25 protein-coding genes and 1 pseudogene are annotated in these 22,108 nt (G+C 42.4%); 8 read left to right on the top strand and 18 right to left on the bottom strand.

Going from position 1 to position 22,108, the window contains the following annotated elements:
- Positions 1-92 precede the first annotated feature (92 nt).
- The 6 genes from RMX98_RS12835 to RMX98_RS12810 form a co-directional block, all read right to left on the bottom strand.
- Positions 93-638, bottom strand: coding sequence for a hypothetical protein (locus RMX98_RS12835; protein WP_322677222.1), 546 nt, complete (start codon positions 636-638; stop codon positions 93-95).
- Complete coding sequence (locus RMX98_RS12830; protein WP_322677223.1) at positions 635-1,183, bottom strand: restriction endonuclease; 549 nt, start codon at positions 1,181-1,183, stop codon at positions 635-637. The genes RMX98_RS12835 and RMX98_RS12830 overlap by 4 nt, the downstream gene beginning before the upstream one ends.
- Before the next feature lie 183 nt (positions 1,184-1,366).
- Positions 1,367-2,008: a Uma2 family endonuclease gene (locus tag RMX98_RS12825; RefSeq protein WP_322677224.1), complete on the bottom strand. Its 642-nt coding sequence runs from the start codon at positions 2,006-2,008 to the stop codon at positions 1,367-1,369.
- Between the two features lie 155 nt (positions 2,009-2,163).
- Entirely contained in the window at positions 2,164-3,864 is a 1,701-nt protein-coding gene (locus tag RMX98_RS12820) for an ABC transporter ATP-binding protein (RefSeq protein WP_322677225.1), read from the bottom strand.
- A 357-nt stretch (positions 3,865-4,221) separates the two neighbouring features.
- On the bottom strand, positions 4,222-5,352 hold the full coding sequence (locus RMX98_RS12815) for an aldo/keto reductase (RefSeq protein ID WP_322677226.1): 1,131 nt from the start codon (positions 5,350-5,352) through the stop codon (positions 4,222-4,224).
- Positions 5,353-5,650: 298 nt separating this feature from the next.
- Entirely contained in the window at positions 5,651-6,148 is a 498-nt protein-coding gene (locus tag RMX98_RS12810) for a bifunctional nuclease family protein (protein WP_094349146.1), read from the bottom strand.
- 340 nt (positions 6,149-6,488) lie between these two features.
- Here RMX98_RS12810 and RMX98_RS12805 point away from each other — a divergent pair, with 340 nt between their 5' ends.
- Positions 6,489-7,169 (top strand): riboflavin synthase, encoded by a 681-nt coding sequence (locus tag RMX98_RS12805; protein ID WP_322677227.1) that lies wholly within the window; start codon positions 6,489-6,491, stop codon positions 7,167-7,169.
- A gap of 164 nt (positions 7,170-7,333) precedes the next feature.
- Here the strand turns inward: RMX98_RS12805 and RMX98_RS12800 are convergent, their stop codons facing one another.
- A complete protein-coding gene (locus RMX98_RS12800; RefSeq protein WP_322677228.1) occupies positions 7,334-8,890 on the bottom strand; it encodes a M23 family metallopeptidase in 1,557 nt (518 codons plus the stop codon).
- Positions 8,891-8,982: 92 nt separating this feature from the next.
- Positions 8,983-9,801 (bottom strand): biotin--[acetyl-CoA-carboxylase] ligase, encoded by an 819-nt coding sequence (locus tag RMX98_RS12795; protein WP_322677229.1) that lies wholly within the window; start codon positions 9,799-9,801, stop codon positions 8,983-8,985.
- Positions 9,802-9,878: 77 nt separating this feature from the next.
- Here RMX98_RS12795 and pgeF point away from each other — a divergent pair, with 77 nt between their 5' ends.
- Positions 9,879-10,664, top strand: coding sequence for a peptidoglycan editing factor PgeF (gene pgeF, locus RMX98_RS12790; protein WP_322677230.1), 786 nt, complete (start codon positions 9,879-9,881; stop codon positions 10,662-10,664).
- A gap of 1 nt (position 10,665) precedes the next feature.
- Here the strand turns inward: pgeF and RMX98_RS12785 are convergent, their stop codons facing one another.
- From RMX98_RS12785 to csaB, 4 genes are all read right to left on the bottom strand, one after another.
- Positions 10,666-11,118 (bottom strand): retroviral-like aspartic protease family protein, encoded by a 453-nt coding sequence (locus RMX98_RS12785; protein ID WP_322677231.1) that lies wholly within the window; start codon positions 11,116-11,118, stop codon positions 10,666-10,668.
- Between the two features lie 84 nt (positions 11,119-11,202).
- Positions 11,203-11,586: an aspartyl protease gene (locus RMX98_RS12780; protein ID WP_322677232.1), complete on the bottom strand. Its 384-nt coding sequence runs from the start codon at positions 11,584-11,586 to the stop codon at positions 11,203-11,205.
- Positions 11,583-11,900, bottom strand: coding sequence for a hypothetical protein (locus RMX98_RS12775; protein WP_322677233.1), 318 nt, complete (start codon positions 11,898-11,900; stop codon positions 11,583-11,585). The genes RMX98_RS12780 and RMX98_RS12775 overlap by 4 nt, the downstream gene beginning before the upstream one ends.
- A 30-nt stretch (positions 11,901-11,930) precedes the next feature.
- A complete protein-coding gene (gene csaB / locus RMX98_RS12770) occupies positions 11,931-12,968 on the bottom strand; it encodes a polysaccharide pyruvyl transferase CsaB (RefSeq protein WP_322677273.1) in 1,038 nt (345 codons plus the stop codon).
- Between the two features lie 158 nt (positions 12,969-13,126).
- Here csaB and RMX98_RS12765 point away from each other — a divergent pair, with 158 nt between their 5' ends.
- The 4 genes from RMX98_RS12765 (at position 13,127) to RMX98_RS12750 (ending at position 15,480) form a co-directional block, all read left to right on the top strand.
- The gene (locus RMX98_RS12765) at positions 13,127-13,462 is read left to right on the top strand and encodes a DUF2499 domain-containing protein (RefSeq protein ID WP_322677234.1); all 336 of its coding nucleotides are present in this window, start codon (positions 13,127-13,129) and stop codon (positions 13,460-13,462) included.
- The gene (locus RMX98_RS12760) at positions 13,459-13,758 is read left to right on the top strand and encodes a DUF3593 domain-containing protein (protein WP_322677235.1); all 300 of its coding nucleotides are present in this window, start codon (positions 13,459-13,461) and stop codon (positions 13,756-13,758) included. Before RMX98_RS12765 ends, RMX98_RS12760 begins: the two co-directional genes overlap by 4 nt.
- A 46-nt stretch (positions 13,759-13,804) precedes the next feature.
- Positions 13,805-14,578, top strand: a complete 774-nt coding sequence (gene hisA, locus RMX98_RS12755) for a 1-(5-phosphoribosyl)-5-[(5-phosphoribosylamino)methylideneamino]imidazole-4-carboxamide isomerase (protein ID WP_322677236.1) — start codon at positions 13,805-13,807, stop codon at positions 14,576-14,578.
- Between the two features lie 497 nt (positions 14,579-15,075).
- Complete coding sequence (locus tag RMX98_RS12750; protein ID WP_322677237.1) at positions 15,076-15,480, top strand: hypothetical protein; 405 nt, start codon at positions 15,076-15,078, stop codon at positions 15,478-15,480.
- 303 nt (positions 15,481-15,783) lie between these two features.
- On the opposite strand, the gene tnpA is transcribed toward RMX98_RS12750, so the two are convergent.
- A complete protein-coding gene (tnpA, locus tag RMX98_RS12745; protein WP_409881444.1) occupies positions 15,784-16,038 on the bottom strand; it encodes an IS200/IS605 family transposase in 255 nt (84 codons plus the stop codon).
- 23 nt (positions 16,039-16,061) lie between these two features.
- On the opposite strand from tnpA, the pseudogene RMX98_RS12740 reads away from it, so the two are divergent.
- Positions 16,062-16,667: pseudogene (locus RMX98_RS12740) on the top strand (RNA-guided endonuclease InsQ/TnpB family protein); the annotation flags it as partial.
- A 14-nt stretch (positions 16,668-16,681) separates the two neighbouring features.
- Here the strand turns inward: RMX98_RS12740 and RMX98_RS12735 are convergent.
- Together RMX98_RS12735 and RMX98_RS12730 are read right to left on the bottom strand one after the other, a co-directional pair.
- Positions 16,682-16,873 (bottom strand): hypothetical protein, encoded by a 192-nt coding sequence (locus RMX98_RS12735; protein WP_322677238.1) that lies wholly within the window; start codon positions 16,871-16,873, stop codon positions 16,682-16,684.
- Between the two features lie 422 nt (positions 16,874-17,295).
- Complete coding sequence (locus RMX98_RS12730; protein ID WP_322677239.1) at positions 17,296-17,901, bottom strand: DUF3318 domain-containing protein; 606 nt, start codon at positions 17,899-17,901, stop codon at positions 17,296-17,298.
- A 233-nt stretch (positions 17,902-18,134) separates the two neighbouring features.
- Between RMX98_RS12730 and RMX98_RS12725 the strand changes: the two genes are divergently transcribed.
- The gene (locus RMX98_RS12725; RefSeq protein ID WP_289799312.1) at positions 18,135-18,395 is read left to right on the top strand and encodes a hypothetical protein; all 261 of its coding nucleotides are present in this window, start codon (positions 18,135-18,137) and stop codon (positions 18,393-18,395) included.
- An 82-nt stretch (positions 18,396-18,477) separates the two neighbouring features.
- On the opposite strand, the gene RMX98_RS12720 is transcribed toward RMX98_RS12725, so the two are convergent.
- The 3 genes from RMX98_RS12720 to phoU form a co-directional block, all read right to left on the bottom strand.
- The gene (locus RMX98_RS12720; RefSeq protein WP_322677240.1) at positions 18,478-20,121 is read right to left on the bottom strand and encodes an iron uptake porin; all 1,644 of its coding nucleotides are present in this window, start codon (positions 20,119-20,121) and stop codon (positions 18,478-18,480) included.
- A 126-nt stretch (positions 20,122-20,247) separates the two neighbouring features.
- Positions 20,248-20,877: a Crp/Fnr family transcriptional regulator gene (locus RMX98_RS12715; RefSeq protein WP_322677241.1), complete on the bottom strand. Its 630-nt coding sequence runs from the start codon at positions 20,875-20,877 to the stop codon at positions 20,248-20,250.
- Between the two features lie 557 nt (positions 20,878-21,434).
- Positions 21,435-22,103, bottom strand: coding sequence for a phosphate signaling complex protein PhoU (phoU, locus tag RMX98_RS12710; protein ID WP_322677242.1), 669 nt, complete (start codon positions 22,101-22,103; stop codon positions 21,435-21,437).
- Positions 22,104-22,108: the final 5 nt, after the last annotated feature.

Raw genomic sequence — 22,108 nt, 5'->3', positions numbered from 1 at the left:
ATAAATTTTTCTTTGTTGTGAATCATGATTTCATTAGAGGTGAGAGGTGCTTTACACAATCATGCGATAGTTTTGATTATTTATTAATCAATTTAAACTATAGGTGTAACAGCAACTGATGATAAAAAATTAATCAAGTCTTGTATTAATGGGTATTGTTGCAATGTCTGTATTTCATCATCACTAGCACTAGTTAATATTTTATGAATAACTGGCGTATCTTTGCTTAAAACTGCTTCTAAAAACATTTTTGGTTTGCTCTGAGCAAGTTGCCATTCTAAATCAGTAAAGCTACGTTTTGCTAATTTTTCAATCAATGGGCGATTTTGTAGTAATATTATTTCTATTTCTGGAACTGCCAGTAAAACTTTAAAAGGAATGCCAGGAGATGCTTGACTGAGTAGATAATTTAGTGCGTCTAATTGTTCGCTAACAAGTGAATCATCTTCTGTATCTGCATCCGTTACCAGAGCAACAGGAATTGATCTAGCAACCAGGATTGTACTCGCTAACGATCGCGCTCCATACTGACCCGAACCATCGATAAATTTAATTTCTTGAATAATAGATTGTGGTAGCAATCGTTTTAAAATTATTATGTCTTGATTTCCTTCTGTAATAATATAAGCTTGGGTCATGTTTTTGCCTCAATCGTAATGTTGTAATCAGGAAGACCATATTCAATACAATATCGATATTTTTTGATTAGCGACCTACTTGTACTTTTGTTTTGCAACGAATAATTAATTTCTTCCCCTCCCCATAAGAGGATCGTTTGGGGTGAAACAAATCTCGCTAACGTTATAGCTGCTTCCGTAAATCCATTACGACTAAATACACTACCGATAGTTGTTGCTGGTCTGCGTAATAGTTGATTTCTTAGCTTTGCAATTGGTTCAATATTAACCTTTGTACTTAAATCTTTGCATTCTATAATACAAGCTAAAGCTTCTGAATAAACTACTCCATCAATTTGTTCTAATTCATCTCCATCGACTCGTACACTATAAGGCCAGGTTACTTCAGCACCATCGAGTTCAAAGGCTCGTAAAACTAAATACTCTAATGCTTTACCTTCATCCCAATCAGGAGTATCACCTGATTCAATTTCTGACCACAGTTGTATTAAATCATCCCAGTTATAGTTTGCAATTTTAGCTTCATACTCTTTCCCTGTAGGCATGATTTAGTTTTAATTGTAGTACTGCTGTTCTCTCTTCAGAAAACACATACTGAATAATTTACTTTATTTACTTTAGGTTAAATTGCGATACCTCCGATGGTCACTGAATCTCGACTTCGCTCGATTTCCGCTTTGTCGTTCGCGCAGCGTCTCGTAGAGAAGTGCAAGCTACGCCTACGCACTTTACCCCAATCCTTCAATATCAGCACTTTCGCCTTCGGATTCAACAGGCTCAAATTTCACCTTGTTGTATAAATCTTGTAGAGAAATCTCAAAGGATACGGTTACAAGTGCGATCGCTTCATCTTCTTCATCATATTCACGAAGCGTCCATTGTTTTTTCCCAGTTTTAGAAAATTGATCTACATGAATCCGTGTTTGATCAATTAATAGATATTCTTGGAAAGTAGAAATAGTTCGGTAAGCCTGAAATTTATCTTCGCGTTCGCATAGCGTCTCCGCAGGAGAATCATAGTTTTTAGTAGATTTAGACAAAACCTCAACAATAACTTGGGGATTTGTAATAATATCTGTACGGTTATTGAAAAATTCTGGTTCATCGGCTATTACTGTCACATCTGGATACGTGTAGATACGCTTTTGGTGTATCCACAGACGCATATCGCTGTTAAACACTTCGTATTCTTCTTGTCTGAACGCAAAGTTTAACACAGCATAGAAATTACCAGCTATCCGATTGTGATTTACTGTTCCACCCGCCATAGGAATTATTTGCCCATCAATGTATTCACTTTTGTAGTCAGCGGCTTCTTCTAGCTCTAAATATTCCTCTGGGGTATAGTATCGCTGTTTTGTTATTTGCATAATTTTATCAGGTAGCAATGTTTAACGATACGGAGCGTCTAGTGACCCATATTTACTGAACAGTTTAACGTGGTTAGATAGATATGTTATGTGCTTTGTAAAAAGTAAGCGTAGGCATCGCTATCTCAATTCACAAAGATTGCTAGCTTCTTTTCCTATTGATAACCGGCTGCTTGTAACAGAAACAACTTGGCATAACGTCCTCCTAGCTGTAACAGTTCTTCGTGAGTTCCCTGTTCTATAACTTCCCCATTTTCTATAACTAGAATTTTGTCAGCCATTCTTACTGTTGAGAAGCGATGGGAAATCAAAAGTACCATCTGATTTTGAGTAATAGCGCGAAAATGATTGAAAATCTCAAACTCAGCTTGGGCATCTATTGCTGATGTTGGTTCATCTAATACCAAGATATCTGCTTGCGATCGCATAAATGCACGAGAAAGCGCAATCTTTTGCCACTGTCCCCCAGAAAGTTCTTGTCCTCCCTTAAACCAACGACCAAGTTGAGTCTGGAAGCTTTGGGGTAATTGGTCAATAAAAGATTGCGCCATCCCTTTTTCAGCAGCAGTTTGCCAACGGTTTTTGTTTTCAAGATGTTCTACATCGCCCACGCCAATATTTTCCCCCACAGTGAACTGGTATCGGACAAAGTTCTGAAAAATCACACCAATCCGACGCCGCAATACATCGACATCCCATTCTTGCAAGTCCAAGCCATCTAAGAAAATTCGCCCAGAGTCTGGCGTGTAGAGTCGGGTAAGTAGTTTGATTAAGGTAGTCTTTCCAGAACCGTTTTCACCGACAATTGCCAGTTTCTCTCTGGGTTTGAGATGCAGCGAAATGTTTCTCAATGCTGGCTTGGAACTTCCTGGATAAGTAAATGATACGTTCTCGAAACGGATACCATCTTGGGAATTTAAACCAATAGTTGCCTTACCCCAAGACTTTGGTACTTCTTCTTCCAGGAAATCATAAAGATTTGATAAATATAGATTGTCTTCATACATCCCTCCAATAGAAGTGAGGGCACTGGAGAAAGTAGATTGTCCTTGGCGAAACACAGTGAGATACATTGTCATATCTCCCAAGGAAATCTTACCTCGCACTGTTTCCAGGACAATCCAAGCATAAGCTAGGTAAAAAGCACCAGTACTGACTAAACCCAGGAGATAGCCCCACAGTCCTCGCCGCAGAGTCAAATCGCGGTCTTCGCCATAGAGTTGATCGAACAGGTTGCGGTAACGCCCTAGCAACATCTCTCCTAGTTGGTAGAGTTTGACTTCTGTAACAAAATCTTCTCTTGCTAGCAGATTTTCTAAGTAGTGCTGTTGACGAGTTTCTGCCGCACGCCAACTAAACAAGCGAAAGCCTTCTCCAGCAAACTTTGTTTCAGAAATAAATACAGGCATAGCTGCCAAAATCAGCACCACAACCGCCCAACCTGAGAAATTTATTAACAAAATACCGTAGGTGAAAAGGGAAAGAGCATTTTGCACTAACCCAAAGGTGCGGTTTACTAAAGAAAGGGGACGAACTGATGCTTCTCGTCGGGCATTGGTTAATTTGTCATAAAATTCTGAGTCTTCAAACTGCCTAAGATCCAGTGTCAGCGCCTTTTCTAAGATGAGTACATTCACTCGCTGACCCATTAGCGCCCGCAATAACGACTGACAAATAGTGATTCCCCGTTGACTGCCTGCTAGTAAAATTACAGCGATCGCTTCTAATCCTACATACGACAAAGGATGAGAAATATTGACAAAACCATTGTGTGAGTTAACTTGAGAGGCAAATACCACTGCATCAACAATTAACTTACCGAGGTAGGATATCGCCGCCGGTAAAAGACCAGCCATTAAAGTTAAACTAGCCAGAAGAATAGTCAGCGATCGGCTAGTAGTCCATACTAAGCTTACAGCCCGTCCACTGTAGCGGAAAACCGTCAGTGATTGGCGTAGGATATTTCTTTTTTTTTAATTTTCATCTTTTTTTGGCGAGATACCCCAGCTTGGGCTGCTCTTTCTGACTCTATTAAATCTTTATTAATTTTACATTTTTCTAAGAATGTTCGCTGAAAACCCTGAAATTAAAACCTAAAAACTTTTTGGGGTTTTTATGTTTCAGTGTGGTCATACCATTTCACAAAATAATTGATACAAATCACTTTTCTTGCCTCCCCTGCTCCCCCTGCCCCCTGCTCCCTTGCCTCCTCCTCAACCCCACAATCTTCGGCCTGCTTTCCCACTTAATTTTTGGTGAGTATCTTTCAACAAAGCTGGAATATCTAACTTTTCTGGACAGCGAGGCAAACAGTCACCGCATTCTGTACAACGGTTGCCTTTCATTCCAGGGAACCAGTGACCGGCATTTTCAAACATTCCGTAACGATATTGTCCATAGTCTTTCATGTCGTATGCTACGGCGAGATTACGTAACCGTAATACCTCTGGAATATTGATATTTTCTGGACAAGGCAAACAAGCATAACATTGGCTACAATTATCAGTTTCCAAGGCAACTTTTTGGTGATTTTCTAAACGCCAAAAAGTGGAAATTTCTGCTGATGTTAACTCTCCATCATGGTCAGCGATTCGTAAAGGTTCTATTAATTCATCTGGGTTAGCTGGCCCTATGCTCAAAGTATTAATACGGTTATCAGAAAGTAAAAATAGATAACTTAGTTCTAAGGGTGAATACGGATAACATAAGTTTTTTAAAGTCTCAGGTGGCGTGTAGAGGCGTCCTCCCTTATCAGCAGGGGAAATAATGAAAATGCCCATATCTTTCTCGGCAGCTAGTTGAATCGCTGGGGCGTGCCGTTGGAAAAAATAATAATAATGCAGATTGACAAATTCAAACAAATCTGTGTTAATTGCAGCCTGAATTATCTCTAATGGTCCGTGGGTGGAAAAACCAACGTGTCGCACTCGGCCATCAGCAACAGCTTCCTCCACGGCTTGCATACAGCCATTTTTGGCTTGCACCCACTCCAGATGCTGCCAAGTGTTCAAACCATGAACACCCAAGCAATCTAAATAATCAAGCTGTAATCGTTCTAGGGATTCGTCGATACACCGACGCATGGTGTCAGCATCTGCTGTGGCTGAGATTTTGGTAGTGACGTAAAGCTTCGTTCGAGATACTGATAACCCAGCTTTTAGTGCCCTACCAAGATACTCCTCACTTTTGCCGTAACCTCTGGCAGTTTCTAGATGATTAATTCCTAGCGCTAAGGCTTGCTCTATAGTCTGGTGAGCATTTTCAAAATTAGCCAGGTAGCGCATTGTTCCCAGAGAAAAAACCGAGAGGCGCAGATTCGTTTTCCCAAAGCGTCGGTATTGCATCTTTAAACAAAGAGTTAGGAGTCATTCAATTTTAGATTTTAGATTTTAGATTTTTCCTTGAATTTCTTCTCCCAAGGGAGACGCTGCGCGAACGGGTGACGCTCGGTCGCCCTTGGCGTGTCATAGACAAGACTCGCTCTAAGCGAAGCCATGCCGAAGGCTTTACGCTGCGCTAACAGCAGTCACTTATGGGGGAAACCACGCCAGATGCTTCAAGTCTGGCATTGCCCGCCCAAGGCACTGGCTCCCCAAGATCGTGCTGCTTCACTAAAATCCAAAATTCAAAATCTAAAATTGCCTAGCTGTCGCCATTACCAAAGCGCTTGATCAAATCTTCAGGACGGAGATTGGAAATAAATTCACGGAAGGCTTGCTGTTCGGCTTCATCTGCATCGCGATCAACAGGGATAGAAGCATCGGCAATCACTTCTTCCATTACCCAAATGGGAGTATTTGTACGGAGGGCAATAGCGATCGCATCGCTAGGACGCGCGTCAATTTCTTTTTTGACCTCGCCTTGCTGGACAATTAAAGCTGCATAAAATGTATCCTTTTGCAGAGAATGAATAATTACCTTTTCTAGAGTCATATTCCAAGTCTCTAGAATATTCACAATCAGGTCGTGAGTTAAAGGTCTGGGAGGCTTCTGATTCTCTAGTGCGCCCATAATGGCCCTAGCCTGTTCCTGACCAATGTAAATTGGCAAAGCCCGCCGATCTGAAGAATCTTTCAAAAGGACGATCGGGCTGCGGGTTATGGCATCTAATGCTATGCCAGCGACTTTCATTTCAATCATTGGCTAGGCCTCTACAATCCTTTGAGAACCTTGGATGCTGTGTAACAAATAGTACCCCTTTTGGGGCGGTTTGGCGAGACTAATAAACATAAGCATTCGTTCTCTATAATTGCTTCTATTAAACTCCGAACTTGTGGTGAAAACCAGAGTAAGTCAAATTGGTCTTCTTAAACAATAACCTTCTTACCCAAGTATGCCTTGTGAAGGATGCTAATGTGTTAATATTCCTATACGAAAAAAAGTCAGAAAATATACTTGGATGTTCTAAATTTCTGTGACAATTACCAATTGCTTTCAGGCAAAATTAGGCAATAAATAGAGTTAGTTTGATAAAAAAGCCGTGTTTACAGGATTAATCCAGGCATTAGGAACGATGGAACCCTTAGGGGGCGATTCTTGGCAAATTACTTGTGTGAGCCAGTCGGGTGAAGTAATTATGCAAGATTTGGCTTATGGTGACAGTGTTGCTGTAGATGGTGTTTGCCTGACAGTGGAACAAGTTTTAAAAGACGGGTTTATTGCCACGGCTTCACCGGAAACTCTACGCCGCACTACTCTGGGAGGTGAGCAAACCCAACAGAGATATGTCAATTTAGAAGCGTCACTCAGGGTAGGCAGCAAAGTTGGCGGTCATTTTGTGATGGGTCATGTAGACGGCATCGGTCAATTGCTAGTGGCACAACAAACGGCTACTTCTTGGGAAATGACCTTTATTGCATCCGAGGCGATCGCACGGTACATTGTCCCCAAAGGTAGCATAGCCGTCAATGGCATCAGCCTCACAGTCGCCGATTATGAACCAGAACTCTCCCAATTCAAAGTAGCGGTTATTCCCCTGACATACAGCCAGACAAATCTTCGCTATTTGGTTTCTGGGAGTTTAGTGAATCTCGAAGGGGATATTCTCGGCAAATACGTCGAAAAATTCCTTTATTCTGGCAACCCCCACACCACCGCCCATGATGACAATGGTATAGATGGCATTACACCCGCATTCCTAGCAGAACACGGGTATTTGTAATTGGGCATAGGGCATGGGGCATTGGGAAAGAGAAGGCAGTGTTTCGACTACGCTCAACAACCAGGCAGAAGGCAGGAGGCAGAAGTTCTTGAATTTTGAATTTTGAATTTTGAATTGATTTCTTCCCCTGCTCAAGAACTGCTCCCCCTGCCCCTCAAGTTCTTCTAGCTACCTGGTTCTTGACTAACCTGGGCGGTTTGCAAGCCTCGCACTAACTGACTGAGGGCACTTTGCAATTCCACGCCTGGGTCAGTAGCAACCCACCCGTTCGGTGTCAGATGGCGGACTTCAAAGTGCAGATGAGGGCCTGTGGAAGCTCCGGTGCTGCCAACTCGCCCGATGACAGTTCCAGGTTGTACCCACTGACCAGGTTGAACAAGGATTTCTGACATGTGACCGTAAAGAGTTTGTTCAGCAGATTTGTGATTTAGGATCACGGTCAAACCATAACCGCCCAACCAGTTAGCAGTTTCCACTTGACCAGCAGCTGCTGCCAAAACTGGTGTTCCCGTAGGCGCACCCAAGTCTGTACCAGCATGGAAGCGTTGATTTCCTGTGATTGGATGAATTCGCCAACCAAACAAAGAAGTAATGGGAGCGGGAATAGACAGTGGATACATCATTCCCGTACCACTATAGGCAACTCTCCCTATGTAGGGGATTTGCGGCAATACTGATGCCAGTGAAAAGTCGTAAGCTACGTTGCTGGGACGGGGTGCAATGTTACCATCTGCCATTGGTGGAGGTAAAGTCCCGCCACTTGGCGCAATGGGAGTTGCACTCACTGTTGTGGGGCTAAACTCGCTGGGATTTGGGATAAATCGATTCGGGCGATATGCGGTTTTGGTGTCACCACTAGAAACACTTTGAGCAGCACGCCATCTACTGGTATTGCCAGTAGTTGCAATCTGCCGCACGGGTGGAACTACTGGTAATTGTGCGTTTTGACTTCTTCGGAGCCAATTAGGTGCTGCTTTACCATTAGAATCAGCTATATTCTTTTGGGGTGTTTTGGCGCAAACGCCGCCTAATACGCTTTGCCCTGAAGGCAAAATCGATCGGCAACCACTGGAGCGTTCTGTGAGAATTACGGAATTTGGTGCTTGATAAGTACCTGTAGCACCACTGTCATAACTATTAGGATCAATATAGGCGTTATTATAATCCTTTATTTTCCCCGCAGTTGTACTGACAGGGCTGTTTGAGTTATTTGATGGTTGAGCAACTTCTGGGAGTTTTTCAGGTGCATAGCGGGCAGGGGTATTGGGTTTTTCCTGTCTCACCCTTGCAGGAGTAACCTGGGAGGCTTCTACCTTGGGCTTTGACTGTCTGATAATCACAACAGGTTCAGCAGCTTCAATTTTGGGTGTAGACTGCCTAACTGGCTCTTTTGATTGAGCAACCTCTGGCTTGCGTAGTCTCTGTCTGAGTCTGGCACGCCGTTGGGAAAATTCCGGTTGTGTTTGGTCTGCCTGGGGCGCAACAGCCTGTTGTTTTATTGGATTTGTAACTGCTGAAGGCTTGGAACTTTCAATAGTAGGAACAATGTTGTCTATTTGTGTTTCCGTTTGGGCAAACACAAAGCCGCCGCTAAGGAGGCTGACGCTACTGAGCCAACAGAGACCCTGGGCTGGTAGTGTCGAGGCAAAACGTTTTTTTGTTAGACCTTGCTGCCATAAGTAGTGCAAACGATAAGGGGCAGAATTTTTGCGCTGCGTCATTTGTTCTCTCAGTTGTGTGTAATTAGCCTAAAGAGATGATGCTAGTGGTTTGTCTTGCCCAAAGAGCGAAATTTTGAACAAACCCCTCAAATTTAAACGGAAGATTTATGGTACCCCAAACTGATTGTACCGGGTTGAATATAAATTTCCGGTGTATTTAGTTCCTTTGTATCATGTGTTTCTAAATCAACTCGTAAATTTCCTTGAGATGTCACCCCAACTACTGTACCCGAAAGATTATTGATGTAGACGCGATCGCCCATGTTTGTAAGCAAATCTAAATAGCGAGACAAGAGTATGCTTATTCCTTCTTGAAAAAGGCACTCCATACCGGATTCTATTCCCAGCAAGACTGTAGAGGTGAGCATTTCCAGACACGAAATTGGTCTGAAATCTTGGGAAGCTTGCCACGATTCCAGATTGATTCCAGTTTCTGGGACTGGGTTTGTCCAGTTAATACCAACACCGATTACTGCTTGGGTAATTTGTCCTTTGTTTACTTTGGTTTCTGTCAAAATGCCGCCTAGTTTGCGACCATTTAAAACTAAATCGTTGGGCCATTTTATGCCAACATCTATGCCGTGTTGGCGCAATTGCGACGCAATTCCCCAAGCAGTAGCGAAAGTTAGCTGATAGCTGTCAGTAGCTTCTATTTTGTGGTCGAAAGAAATCCCCACGGAAACATATAATCCCCCAACCGGAGAAATCCACTGGCGGCCCCATTGTCCCCGCCCAGCAGATTGCACAGTTGCGATTACTACTGTTCCTGAAATAGCCCCTTGGTTGAGTAGGCTCCAGAGGGTTTGGTTGGTTGAGGAGACGTTTTCAAAAAAGTGAAGAGAAAATGGTAAATATGTATGCTTACGCCCTGCTTGCAAGGCTGCTTCCAAGTTTTGCAGATTAAATCCCACAGCAGTTAACCCAAATTCCGTTGTTCAAGTTAGCATTGATTGGCTGATGAGTGATTTCCGTTTAGGTTTGGTTGAAGATGCACACTTGGCACTGGCACAATTGGGAAGGACTGCCCTATCTAACTTGTAGTATTCTGGAAGGTTGGCATCACGGCTTTTTTACCCAGCAGTTTTGGCCGCGATCGCCACAAGTTATCACAGAAGTATTGCAACCAGAGGCATCAGTCTATCGCTTAAAGCAGGTTCATGGCAATACTGTTCTCACCCCCCAAGAAGTTGAAAGCTTTTTAAACTCTGCACAGGAGGATTTCGCATCGGCAGATGGTTTAATCAGCGAACTGCCTCTCCAAGCGGTTTGGGTAGCTAGCGCAGATTGTACACCTGTGCTGATTGGGGATGTGCAAACTGGACGGGTGGCGGCATTACACGCAGGCTGGCGGGGGACTGCTAAAAAGATTGTCCCCTTGGCGATCGCTCGATTACAATCTCAAGGCAGCAAACTTGATGATTTACGCATTGCGATGGGCCCAGCGATCGCTGGTGAGGTTTATCAAGTCTCTATCGAAGTGGCTGCCGAAATTGGGGCTAGTATTATATCACATGATGACGAAGAAAAAATTGTAACTGCATTACATGAGTTACCAAATTCACCTTTACTAGAAGATCCAAATCCCGGAAAAGTAAGGCTGGATGTGCGGCGAGTGAATACCTTGCAACTGGAAAATATGGGAATTAGTGCAGAACAAATTGCGATCGCACCTTATTGTACTTTCCAAACTCCAGAGCATTTCTTTTCTTACCGTCGGGAAAAAGAGAAAAAAGTACAGTGGTCAGGGATTGTTAGTAGGAAAATGAGTCACTAGCCTATATTCTCATCACGGGATAGTTAGGATGTTCAGGATTCGGGATAAGTCGTTGATTTCTACAATCCACCAGTAAATCCAGCGTTTCTAGAACCGTCTGTCCAATCAGGACTATATTACCTGTAACTAATGTGGCTTCGGTAGTTTCCCGTCCTGCCAATTCAATAATTACGGGTTCCGTCACGCCGATAGATTCTTCACTACCGTTAGCGTATTGAGCAATCTGCTGTCCTCGAATTCTTAGACCAAGTTGCTGGACAATAGACATGGGTAGTACAGTACGTACTGCCCCAGTGTCTACTAATGCTTCAGTTTCATAAACCCGCAGCATATTTGGATTGAGCATTCCTCGGCTGACAAGCGCTTCATCAATGGCATTGGTGAGCTTGACTTGGACTCGAACTGCACCCATAGGTTGATTGCTGGCAGAAATTGCACGATTCAGATTTGCCATAATCTATAGAATTTGTTCTGGAGTTTGAAGCTTGGATAAGAGAAAATATTTTTCCTAAGTTTTGATTAAGTTTGTATAACTAAGTTAATTGCTATTCACCATTTCAAGAGTTAATATTTCTTTTGGTTTATTAACGACCAACTGCATAATGTCCAGCCACAACGAACCTATTATGGTATCAGGAATATCATCTCCAACATGGACGGGAATTATAACTTCAGTTCCATCAATAATAAGTTTGCCTTCATAGATATCGAATCGTGCTTCCCCTCGTGCTGTCCGCATTTCAATCTGTGCCGTCATCAATGACCACTCTAATACTTCCAAATCTTGAGTATTGATAGCTAACCACCCATCTGTAAACCCAGTATCGAGTAAAGCTTCAACAGAAAATTTGTCATTATTAGCAGCAACAAGCTGAATTTCAAATAATAGTTCGCCATTATCCCCAAACGAACCTGAAATCATAACCTGCCGCAGCTTCCTGTATCGTTGAGTCGGAATATAGTAAGTTTTACTTCGTTAGTATTGCCATAAGCATCATGAATTTTTTGCATTATTCCCAAGAGTGTTGGGTCAATGAGATACTCTTGTGTTTCGGGGTCGATAGCAATATGCCAGTTATAATGCGTTTCAATCAGAGTTGGACGTAAGCGCTCGAAAACAGCACGACACCGCATAGCAAGAGCATCACGTTGTTCCTGACGCTGATGTACTTCTTCAGAGACTAAGGTTGATGCTGGTAAAATGCGGGTGCGTTTTGGCTGAGATATCTGTGTCATATCATTTCCTATTCATATCTAAATAAAAACCTAACTCAAAGCTTCACTCAACAACTCGCAGTGTAATAAAGCGCCATCCACCAAAGATTGGATTTTCTCTGATGATAAAGGATCGCCATTGGCGTAATGCTCCATCCAAGTCAGACCAATCAAATTGGGGTCATCGGGTAAACTTGCTAAATCCCATCCAGGCATTTCTAAATCTTCCATCAGGCGATTTACCTTGGGGTCATAACTGAGAGCAAAGCAGCGACAACCTTCAGCCGCAGCCATAATTAAACTGTGCAGGCGCATCCCAATTGCCATTTCCACGCCACGAAACACACCTTTTAAAAGTTGCGGATCTTCCAGACACAAAATTTGGCTAACATCTTTAAGATGTGGTTGAATAGCTTCGGCAATACTTAAATCTTCACTTTTTTGAAACGGCAGTAATAAAATAAATGCTTGCGTGGCTTTTTGAAAATCCACCAAAGCGCGAGTTAAGTTTGCTAAACGTTTTTCCGTAAGTTGGGGGTGCGATCGCAACGTTACCGCAACTCTCGGCGCAGGTAAATCCCAAAGTCCTGGAACTGGTTGAGATTCCAACGCCCAAACCGGGTCAGGAGCTATAATACAAGGAATTTGCCAATCAGATAATAGAGCCGCACTGGCGCGATCGCGGACACTAACTTTGGTACAATTACTAAAGGTTTGCCGTGCCAACCAACGAGTTTGCGGACGCACTAACGGGCCAATACCTTGCGCCCAAGCTACAGTTTTCAAACCCATTTTCTGCGCCAATGCCATCAGTCCGCCATAGTAAAATGGGCTAATAGTACTGGTAACATCTTGAATCAGACTCCCGCCGCCCCAAATCAAGGCATCACTTGAGCGAAAAGCTTCCAGTACAGCTAAGGGAGCCATGCGATCGTAGGTTTCTACATTGTAGCGATCGCGCGTTTCCTTTGGATTACCAGAAAGCACCACAGGCGTTACATCAGGTGGTAACATTTGCAAAAGCGTTGCCAACAAAGCTTCGTCACCACCATTACCTTTACCGTAATACCCAGACAATAACGCCCGCATCTTGACCATTTTGGATTTTAAATTAACAACTTTTTTTATACAGAATATCTGTCGTTGCTACAGATAGTAGACTCATTCACAATTTCTATTTTCAAACTTCGTAAAAGAGGAAGATAAAAAAGACTCCTAACTGCCAACTCCTAACTCCTAACTTTTTTATGCACACCCTTTCGATTCCCACCTGGATTATTCATGTTTCTAGCGTTATTGAGTGGATTGTTGCCATTTGGTTAATCTGGACTTACGGCGAACTCACTAATAACCGCAACTGGTGGGGATTATCCCTTGCCATGTTACCAGCTTTAGTCAGCGCTATGTGTGCCTGTACCTGGCATTATTTCGACAACGCCGAATCTCTGGAATGGCTGGTAACGCTTCAAGCTACCATGACTTTAGTTGGTAATTTTACGCTTTGGGCAGCCGCGTATTTGATTTGGCGTTCTACCAAATCTGTTGACACTGTTGAACCAAAACCTATTAAATCAGAGCAATGATTTCTAAAGAAACCCTGTTTGCACTTTCACTGTTTCCCTATTTGGGTTTCTTGTGGTTTATCAGCCGCAGTCCGCAAATGCCACGTTTAGCGCTGTATGGATTTTACGGCACGCTCGTCTTTGTTGCCATCACCATTCCGGCGGGGATTTATGCTGTATTACATTATGGCGAGTCTTTAGCCAATGTAGATTGGTTGCACGGTGGTGCAGAACTATTTTTGACGCTTTCTAACATCTTGCTTGTGCTGGGTTTTGGGCAAGCTGTAAGGCAATTAAAAATGAAAAATGAAAAATAGTAAATTCAGCTATAGATAGGTTTTGATTGCAATGAGGAAGAGTTAAATGGACGTAATTCCAGCAATTGATTTACTAGATGGTCATTGTGTGCGACTGTATCAGGGAGACTACGATCGCTCGCAAGTTTTTAGCGAAAATCCTGCTGATGTTGCCAAACAGTGGGTAGATCAAGGTGCTACCAGATTGCATATAGTTGATTTAGATGGTGCTAAAGCAGGTAAAGTAGTAAACCTGGGGGCAATTGAAGCGATCGCTCATGCGGTGTCAGTACCCATTGAAATTGGTGGCGGATTGCGCGATCGCACCAGTGTACAACAAGTATTTAATCTAGGCATACAGTGGGCAATTCTTGGAACCATCGCCGTAGAACAACCCCAGCTAGTGCAAGAACTCTGCCAAGAATTTCCCCAACAGATTATTATCGGTATTGATGCCCGTAATGGCCGAGTAGCAACTCGCGGTTGGTTAGAAACTTCAGAAGTCTTAGCCACTCAACTTGCTGTACAAATGCAAGAATTGGGTGCAGCCGCCATAATTTACACCGATATCCATCGGGACGGTACGCTTACAGGCCCAAATTTAGAAGCTTTGCGAGAACTTGCAGCAGCAATTTCCATCCCGATAATTGCCTCTGGCGGAGTAAGTTCTGTCACCGACTTGTTGAGTTTGTTGGCTTTAGAACCTCAAGGCGTGACTGGCGTAATTGTCGGACGTGCCTTGTATACTGGGGATATTTTACTCAAAGAAGCATTACGAGCGATCGGGCCTGGGCGGATTCAAGATATTCCACCCAATCTCGGTTTTTCTACCTTTGCCTAACATTTTCTTGGCAAGACCGTTATCAAAATTTAGAATTACCCTGGTTGCGCTGGTGGGATAATCAGGGTAATTTGCTACAAACAGATGGGAGCAATGGCAACACTTGGCTGCTAAACTCAGAGAATTAAATATTAACCCCGATGAGTTAGTTTAATTATTTTGGCAACTATCTTTAGATATATAGGGTAAACACTACGCGATTTCTCATTAGAAGTAGCTTCCTACTAATGAAAAAATCCTAGATACATATTTAATTTATTTTGTCAATACGTAATCTTTGGCATGGTCTAATAAATCAGCAGGGCCTTCTGTGGGCTGAATTTATATTCATGCTTTCAGTAGATGCAGTTATGATTTTGCAAATGCGACTATATATGTGTTCTCAAACAATAAATAGTTGCTGTTGTTCAAATGATCAAATCAGATTTTATCAGACTCTAGTAACTTTGGTTTTTTGCCAATTGTTTGATGTTTTGAGAAGGTAAGACAGTAAGACAATGAATAACATCCTAAAACGCACACTTCTACCCAGCCTCATGGCTGCAAGTTTAGCTGGTGTAACTTTAGTTCCCGCAAAACCTGCTGCTGCTGATGACCAAGTACTAAGAGATGCAGGTATTGGGGCTGTTACCAATGTTGTAACCGGAGCTGTTAGGGGAAATGGCAGTGTATTAGGGAATGCTGTAAAAGGTGGTGTCACTGGTGCAGCCGTCAATGGTGCAAATGGTCTGAGAAACACTCGTGGTCGCCGTCACCGGAACGCCGCTCAAGATATTGGAGTTGGTGCAGGTGCTAGCGCAGTAACTGGTGTAATCACTGGCGATAGCAGAGATACTCTTGGCAATGCTATTGATGGTGCGGCTGTAGGTGGAGCAATCCATCTGTTAACCAATCACAAATAATTCGTAAATTCATCAGCTGAAATACTTTACCAACGATTAACGAATTTATCCCTCCCTAAATCCTCTGGTTCCTAAAAGGAGCAAACCCAACCTCTCTTTCCTAGTAGGGAAGGGAGGTTGGGTTGTATTCTGTTGAGATATATGCCACCGCCAGTTCGGATGAAGTTAGGTTTAACGTAACGCGAAAGTCCCCACCTTCAGCGTACTCGCAAGGTAGGGATGAATAGCGGGAAATTGCGAAAACCTCTCAAATGTTTTTGAACGTAGTTCAAACAGTGCGGAGAGGATTTGAGTAATTTCCAATTATTCCTTTGGTGCTTCTTGAGATTTGATATACTGTTTTATCTTTTCGATCGGTGCGCCACCAGATGAAGCAACATAGTAAGAGCTAGACCAAAGGACAGGTTTTTTGTAGAAAGTTGCTAAATGTTCTGTGAATTCTTTTTGAATAATTCTACTAGAAGCTGATTTCAGACTTCCCGCTAAGGCTGATAAATTATTGTCAGGATGGAAATCAAGCAGTAAGTGAACATGGTCTGATTCTCCCGAAAATTCTATCAGTTCGCACTTAGTTTTGATACAAAGTTGCTAACCAGAGGCAGAACTGGGTTCATCAAGTCGCCACACAAATTACCCGCAGTAACAGCATGGTGGCAACTGAAAAGCTAGAAGTAAAGAACATGACCAGTAGAGCTCATAATGGCAAAGGCAAAAAGCAGAAGGCTGGGTTGAATAAATCAATACTCGATGTTGGCTTTGGAATGCTTCGTAGTGCGATTAAATACAAAGTTGAGCAAATTGGTGGTGTATTTATCGAAGTTCCAACTAAAAAAGTCAAGCCTTCTCAAACCTGTCCTAAATGTGGAAACCAACACAAGAAAACACTCGATATTAGAGTGCATGAGTGTGTTCTTTGTAATTACATCCAAGATAGGGACATCGCTGCTGCCGAAGTAATGCTTTATTGGGCTAAAGGAACTCTACCGGGATTGGGAACCAGTCTCGTAGGCGCAGAGTCGCCTAGCTCTACTCCACGCACCCGCAAAACTGCGGGAAGCATGAAGCAACTAGGGACGAAGAAGCGCCAAAAATCTACAGAAAACTTTGCTAAAAACGAACTGAGGGATGTAGAAACCCGCAGTTCAGGCGTTCGCGCAGCGTCACGAAGTGAAGCCAACTGTGGGTAGTTCATTAGTAATCCCTAGCCCTTCAACGCCTTTCTAAAGTTTCGACGATAAGATTGATTTGTAATAAACAAAGCTGGCCATAGCAAAGATAAACCAATCCGATTGGTTAAAGTCGGATTAAAATTAGTCCGTCCAAACCCATTCCAAAATTTCCAAACACCGCCTCCGTAAACGCCTACCAAAGCAATAAAAATTAAGGTACTCATTCCCATCAACTCCGTTAGTAACTGACAGAATTTAAGTTAAGTTTTACCAGATAAGGTAATCAGATTGTAAGTAACACTGAGAAGGTATGACAAAACTCTCCAGTTTTTGATATCTAAGTCAGTTAAACACACATTCTCTTATTCCAGTGTAGAATAGCCTCATGGATTGCAGCTAGTTTAAGCCTCATCGATTGTATTTTGTCGCATAAACACTAGAAACTTTGGGCTTAATGCATAAAGCTACAGTTGTTATTGAATAGCTTGCTCTAATTCTAAGCAAGAAATTATGTTGAAAATTTAAGCTTAGACAAAACCAAAACCTCATTTGGAATTTAGAGGTTTTTGATTGAGCGCTCTCAAAAACTCCTATAAAAACCTTTCAGTTTAAATGTTGCTACAAATGGGCAGCAGAGACATTTATTCTACTTATCATAACTTTCTGGTATACCTACTGGTGATAAACCTGCGATCGCTCGTAGGTTTTGGCAACGAATCAACTCAGTAAAATTGAAACTGGAACGCCCTTCAATTTTGGCTACCGCTTCAATTGCAGATAATAGGTGCTGTGCTGCTTCAGCTTCTGAATAACCACGTCGCTGTGCTATTTTAACTGCTGCGGCATCGGCATTCAACTCTGACTCTTGAGATTTATTAGTGCGCCAGATCCGAAAAGCTGCGATCGCACTTAATCCCCCAGCTACGGCTACACCCACTATATCTGACTGTGCTGCTTCCCAGAATCCGCCTAACAGCCCAGCCAACACCATACCTTGATAAATATCGGGTTTAAACCACTTCACCCCCGTTAACCAGCTAACCATCTGCAACAGCAGCAAGTCTCGTTGCGGCTTGGTCAAGCGTCGCCACAAATCAAAATTAATATATATCGGTCGCGCCTGATTCCAGGGTTGGGGAAAGGAAGCGTCAATCACTTTTGCTTGCTCTGGCTTACTAACGATTTTTGTCGTCATCCGACCAGAAGCAGGCATCACATCTAACAAACGGCGAATTTCAACATTTGGCTCCATAAATTTAATTATTAGCCATAATGTGGATAGTAACTAGGTGTGTAAAAAATAAACTTTTCGTGTTAACCTTTGATTTATGAGATGCTCTCGCAGCCTTGAATAGATTCAGATCGAGCGATAAGAATATTGATTAAGCAGTTTGATAATGCGGCGGAATTTTATAGTATTCGTTTGCCGCCCAATTCAAAACCTCAAAGTTTTGGATCACCATTAAGACTATATTTTATAACTACATGGACGCTTTTGCCCCCCTCCCGCCTGAATGGACGAATAAGGCAATACATGCTTATGATTTTTGCTGTCCTAATTGCCACTCAAGTAGCCTAGAAGCTGAAAAAGTTTGGCTAAATCGGCGATCGCCTGTACTTACAGAAGACCGTCGTCGCAAATGGCAAGAGTTCTACTACTGTCATTGTGGTTCTGTGTGGTGGGCTTGGAGTAGCGATCGCCCGCCAAAAGATATATCCAATCAGCCAGATTATAATCCTACATAGCTAATTTTTTTCTTAAACAAAACCCCACCAAAAAGTGGGGTTTTGTTTATCTAATTCTCAGCTTTATATTTCATCACCAATTTTAGAAGGTGAAAGTAGTACGTAGAGTACCTACGTATTCAGTATCGTTAGCGTCGTTATGCTCTGGATTGAAGATTACCAACAAGCCAGGTGTTACCTGAATATTATCGGAAACCTTGTACTTGTAAAGACCCTCTAAGTGATAAGAGGTACTGTCATCTAAGGCAGTATTGCCAGCAACATTTTTTATGCTACCACCAGTAACTTTGGGTGATTGACCAAAGATGACACCCAAAACGTTACCTTCGCCACCAAAGTCTTTGAGAGCAAGTGCTCCAGCCCAATACCAAACATCTGCATCTGCACCTGCATTAGCACCAGTAATAGCATCAGCAGTTGTATAACCTCCCCAACCACTAAGAGCCAACTTAGGGCTAAATTGGAAAGTAGCTTCTACACCGTAATTGTTGGATATAGTACGAGTGTTATTCCCAAAGGGATTGTTGGCAAAAGCACTACCTGTACCTTGGAAAAGGCTATTGTTAACAGTATTGTTAACAAGATTAGTTTGATAAGTGCGGGCGTAGGTTAGACCAATATTAAAAGCTTTGCTGGGTTGGAAAGATAACTGGCCAAAGATAGCATTATCACCGTCTAACAGCCCATTATTAAGGGTAGGGTTATTAGCAGTCCTAGCTAGATAAGCACCACTCAAACTGATTGGTCCGGTAGGATTGAAAGTAACTGTTAAACCAGCACCACCTTGACCTTGACGATATATGGGGCTGAAACGTCCATAACGGGAGAGCGCACCTCTACCAGAGCTAGCAAAGTCAGGGTTGAAGGTATTAACGTTTTCATAGAGCTCGCCACCGGTAGCATCAACTTTGACACGCACTGCGTCAGTCAAGTTGAAAGCATAGTTAATTTTATCGATTACAACAGAGTTGCCATTATCTCCATCAAAGCCCAAGCGGGTCATGTTAGTACCGCTCACAGTAGCATTGGAGATGGTGTTGTTAGCATTCAGCCGGATTTGCAACTGGTCTTTACCAGTGAAACTGCTGTATAAGTTTAAACGAACGCGGTCAGAAAAAGTGGTGTTAGAATTCAAGTCTTGAGTCGGAGCACCACTAGGAGCTGCTCTATTGTCACCAAAAACATCAGACACGGCGAAAATTGCTTCTCCAACCAACTTGGTGGTAGTGGAGAACTGATTAGCTTCCAACTCAGAAGTGCGGGCTTCTAGTCCATCAACACGACCGCGCAGAGTTGCTAATTCAGCAGAATATTCTTCTTGTAAGCGCTGTAAAGTAGCTAAATCTTGTTTGCTGACCAAATCAGCAGTCGCTGTAGCAATAAGTTCGTTAACCCGGTCTAGACAGGCATTCAAACCTGCGGCAAATTCATAACGGGTCAAAGCACGGTTCCCTCGATAAGTACTGTTGGGATAACCTGCAATACAGCCGTAGCGCTCAACTAGAGATTGTAAAGCTTGGAATGCCCAATCTGTGGGCTGCACGTCAGAAAATTGCGAAACTGATGTTACCTGACTCATTTCATTAGAATCTTGAGTTTCAGATAACTGGGCAACATTTGTTACCTGGTCGTTGACTTCAGCAGCTAAAGCACTATTGGCAGCAAAAAATGCAGCAGCTAAAACAACTGGACTAACCTTAAAAAGATTCCAGAATCGTTTTGTCATTTTATTACTCTCACTCACACCTAATAATCCACTCAGGGTAAAATGCTTAAAACACTTTACTTTCAGGAATTTTACACACAATCACAGCGACGATTATACCCTTATCCCGTGAGAAATACAAGTTATTTAATATAGTGCTGAACTATAATTTTCAATTAATTTATTTGGTAATCGCAAAATAATACGGCGTTTGTGACGTAAGACTGTTCCTTGTTCTTCCAACTGTTGTAGAAGTCGGGTAACTGTTACTCGCGTAGTATTTAATACTTCAGCAATATCTTGATGAGTAACATTTAAATCAATTAATTTACCTTTATCTACTTCACGTCCAAATTTTTCACTTAACCATACCAAAAACTGCCATAAACGTAGCGAAACTGGTTTTTGATGCACAATACTTAGCAGATCCTCTGACTGTTGAATGTGAGACAACAATGCATTAATATCTTGATGCCACAGATGAGGTGGCACAATGCTTAGTTCCACGCCAGTAAGGCATTCAATTTGGTAGGGCTTGACTCTAGATAAAGGATAGCCAATTAGATCCCCTAGTCCCCAATAACCAAGAGTGATAAATGTTCCATCTTCACTCCACGTTAAGGTACGAACTGCACCGTGTTCAATACGCCAAAGTACGTCATTTTGAGGTGGAATTACTTCTCGACGGGTAAATATCTGCTGGGGCAATTGTCCGCCCAAAGCACAGCTATTTGACACGAAAGAAGAGTTTGAAGTAGAACTTTTTGAATACATCATTAACCGTAACTACATAATTATCAGGTAATTTCGTTATTTCTAATGATTAAGAAACTCTAATAATTTGTATTAAAATTTACTTGTATATCTGAAAGTTGATCCTTCTCAATTAGAGCTAGGGACTAACTCAAAATTTTCTGATGGCAACAACTTGTTATTTTAGGTATTTATCTATTTAGATAGAACCGAATTTTTTTAGTTGTTTATCTGTTACTTTAATTGTGCAAGTTTAAGAATAGGTAAGCTTTTAGTAAAATATTTAGTTAACTTATTTTTAATTATTTTTGGTATTTTCTGAACACTAAGTAAGTATGTAGACACAAAAAATTATAAATATTAAGTGACAATACAGTTGAGATCAGCCCAAAACACTATGTAGAGACGCGATTTATGCGTCTTGAAAGACCAATTATCTACACCAATAACCCTTAACTCAAGGGTATTGGATTAGGTGGAATGACGGTTATTTCAGATAAATTCAGATCCCCGACTTCTTATAGACACCCGTAGGGTGGCTTCCTGAAGGGTAGAAGTCGGGGATCTGGGCAGTAAGTCAATTAAGAGCGTTGACCGGTGACAATATATGCTACCCTTTGACCGATATTGGTGGCATGATCTGCCATACGTTCCAGACAACGAATTGCCAGTGCCAGCAGTATAATTGGCTCGACTACACCAGGCAGATCCCGTTGTTGGGCTAAAGTCTGATAAACGCGATCGTAAGCATCATCTACAGTATCATCCAGATGCTTTAAACGGCGTCCACCGGCTTCATCGAAATCCCCCAAAGCTTTCAAGCTAGTTGCTAGCATCGCTTGGGCGTGAAGGGACATAGCTTCAATATCGGGCATTGACGTATGAGGCGCATAAGGAAAAATTTTAATCGCAATTTCAGCTAAATCCTCAGCATAATCGCCAATCCGCTCTAAGTCTCGTACCAACTGCATAAAGGCACTTAAACAGCGCAAATCTGGAGCCGTAGGCGCTTGTAGCGTCATAATCGCCGTACAGTCTGATTCGATTTGACGATAAAAGCGATCAATCTTTTTATCTAATCGAGGAAGTTCTTCAGCAGCTGTTAAGTTACGAGCAAATAACGCTTGGTGGCTGAGGCGAAATGATTGTTCTACCAAAGCACCCATACGTAATACATCCCGTTCTAAGCGCCTAATGGCGCGTGCGAGTTGTGGTCTTTGAGGATTGGGAGTATAGTCGACAGCTTTCACACTTG

This window comes from Nostoc sp. DedQUE02, assembly GCF_034531035.1.
In the GTDB taxonomy this organism is placed as follows: domain Bacteria; phylum Cyanobacteriota; class Cyanobacteriia; order Cyanobacteriales; family Nostocaceae; genus Nostoc.
The sequence above is the reverse complement of the archived record's forward strand: the minus strand, read 5'-3'. Positions and strand labels throughout refer to the sequence as shown.

Bases quoted from the DNA above. Each gene is read 5' to 3' on its own strand.
- RMX98_RS12835 (WP_322677222.1), bottom strand. From the start codon at position 638: ATGACCCAAGCTTATATTATTACAGAAGGAAATCAAGACATAATAATT.
- RMX98_RS12830 (WP_322677223.1), bottom strand. From the start codon at position 1,183: ATGCCTACAGGGAAAGAGTATGAAGCTAAAATTGCAAACTATAACTGG.
- RMX98_RS12825 (WP_322677224.1), bottom strand. From the start codon at position 2,008: ATGCAAATAACAAAACAGCGATACTATACCCCAGAGGAATATTTAGAG.
- RMX98_RS12820 (WP_322677225.1), bottom strand. From the start codon at position 3,864: ATGGCTGGTCTTTTACCGGCGGCGATATCCTACCTCGGTAAGTTAATT.
- RMX98_RS12815 (WP_322677226.1), bottom strand. From the start codon at position 5,352: ATGCAATACCGACGCTTTGGGAAAACGAATCTGCGCCTCTCGGTTTTT.
- RMX98_RS12810 (WP_094349146.1), bottom strand. From the start codon at position 6,148: ATGATTGAAATGAAAGTCGCTGGCATAGCATTAGATGCCATAACCCGC.
- RMX98_RS12800 (WP_322677228.1), bottom strand. From the start codon at position 8,890: ATGACGCAGCGCAAAAATTCTGCCCCTTATCGTTTGCACTACTTATGG.
- pgeF (WP_322677230.1), top strand. From the start codon at position 9,879: ATGCACACTTGGCACTGGCACAATTGGGAAGGACTGCCCTATCTAACT.
- RMX98_RS12785 (WP_322677231.1), bottom strand. From the start codon at position 11,118: ATGGCAAATCTGAATCGTGCAATTTCTGCCAGCAATCAACCTATGGGT.
- RMX98_RS12780 (WP_322677232.1), bottom strand. From the start codon at position 11,586: ATGATTTCAGGTTCGTTTGGGGATAATGGCGAACTATTATTTGAAATT.
- RMX98_RS12775 (WP_322677233.1), bottom strand. From the start codon at position 11,900: ATGACACAGATATCTCAGCCAAAACGCACCCGCATTTTACCAGCATCA.
- csaB (WP_322677273.1), bottom strand. From the start codon at position 12,968: ATGCGGGCGTTATTGTCTGGGTATTACGGTAAAGGTAATGGTGGTGAC.
- RMX98_RS12765 (WP_322677234.1), top strand. From the start codon at position 13,127: ATGCACACCCTTTCGATTCCCACCTGGATTATTCATGTTTCTAGCGTT.
- RMX98_RS12760 (WP_322677235.1), top strand. From the start codon at position 13,459: ATGATTTCTAAAGAAACCCTGTTTGCACTTTCACTGTTTCCCTATTTG.
- hisA (WP_322677236.1), top strand. From the start codon at position 13,805: ATGGACGTAATTCCAGCAATTGATTTACTAGATGGTCATTGTGTGCGA.
- RMX98_RS12750 (WP_322677237.1), top strand. From the start codon at position 15,076: ATGAATAACATCCTAAAACGCACACTTCTACCCAGCCTCATGGCTGCA.
- RMX98_RS12735 (WP_322677238.1), bottom strand. From the start codon at position 16,873: ATGAGTACCTTAATTTTTATTGCTTTGGTAGGCGTTTACGGAGGCGGT.
- RMX98_RS12730 (WP_322677239.1), bottom strand. From the start codon at position 17,901: ATGGAGCCAAATGTTGAAATTCGCCGTTTGTTAGATGTGATGCCTGCT.
- RMX98_RS12725 (WP_289799312.1), top strand. From the start codon at position 18,135: ATGGACGCTTTTGCCCCCCTCCCGCCTGAATGGACGAATAAGGCAATA.
- RMX98_RS12720 (WP_322677240.1), bottom strand. From the start codon at position 20,121: ATGACAAAACGATTCTGGAATCTTTTTAAGGTTAGTCCAGTTGTTTTA.
- RMX98_RS12715 (WP_322677241.1), bottom strand. From the start codon at position 20,877: ATGATGTATTCAAAAAGTTCTACTTCAAACTCTTCTTTCGTGTCAAAT.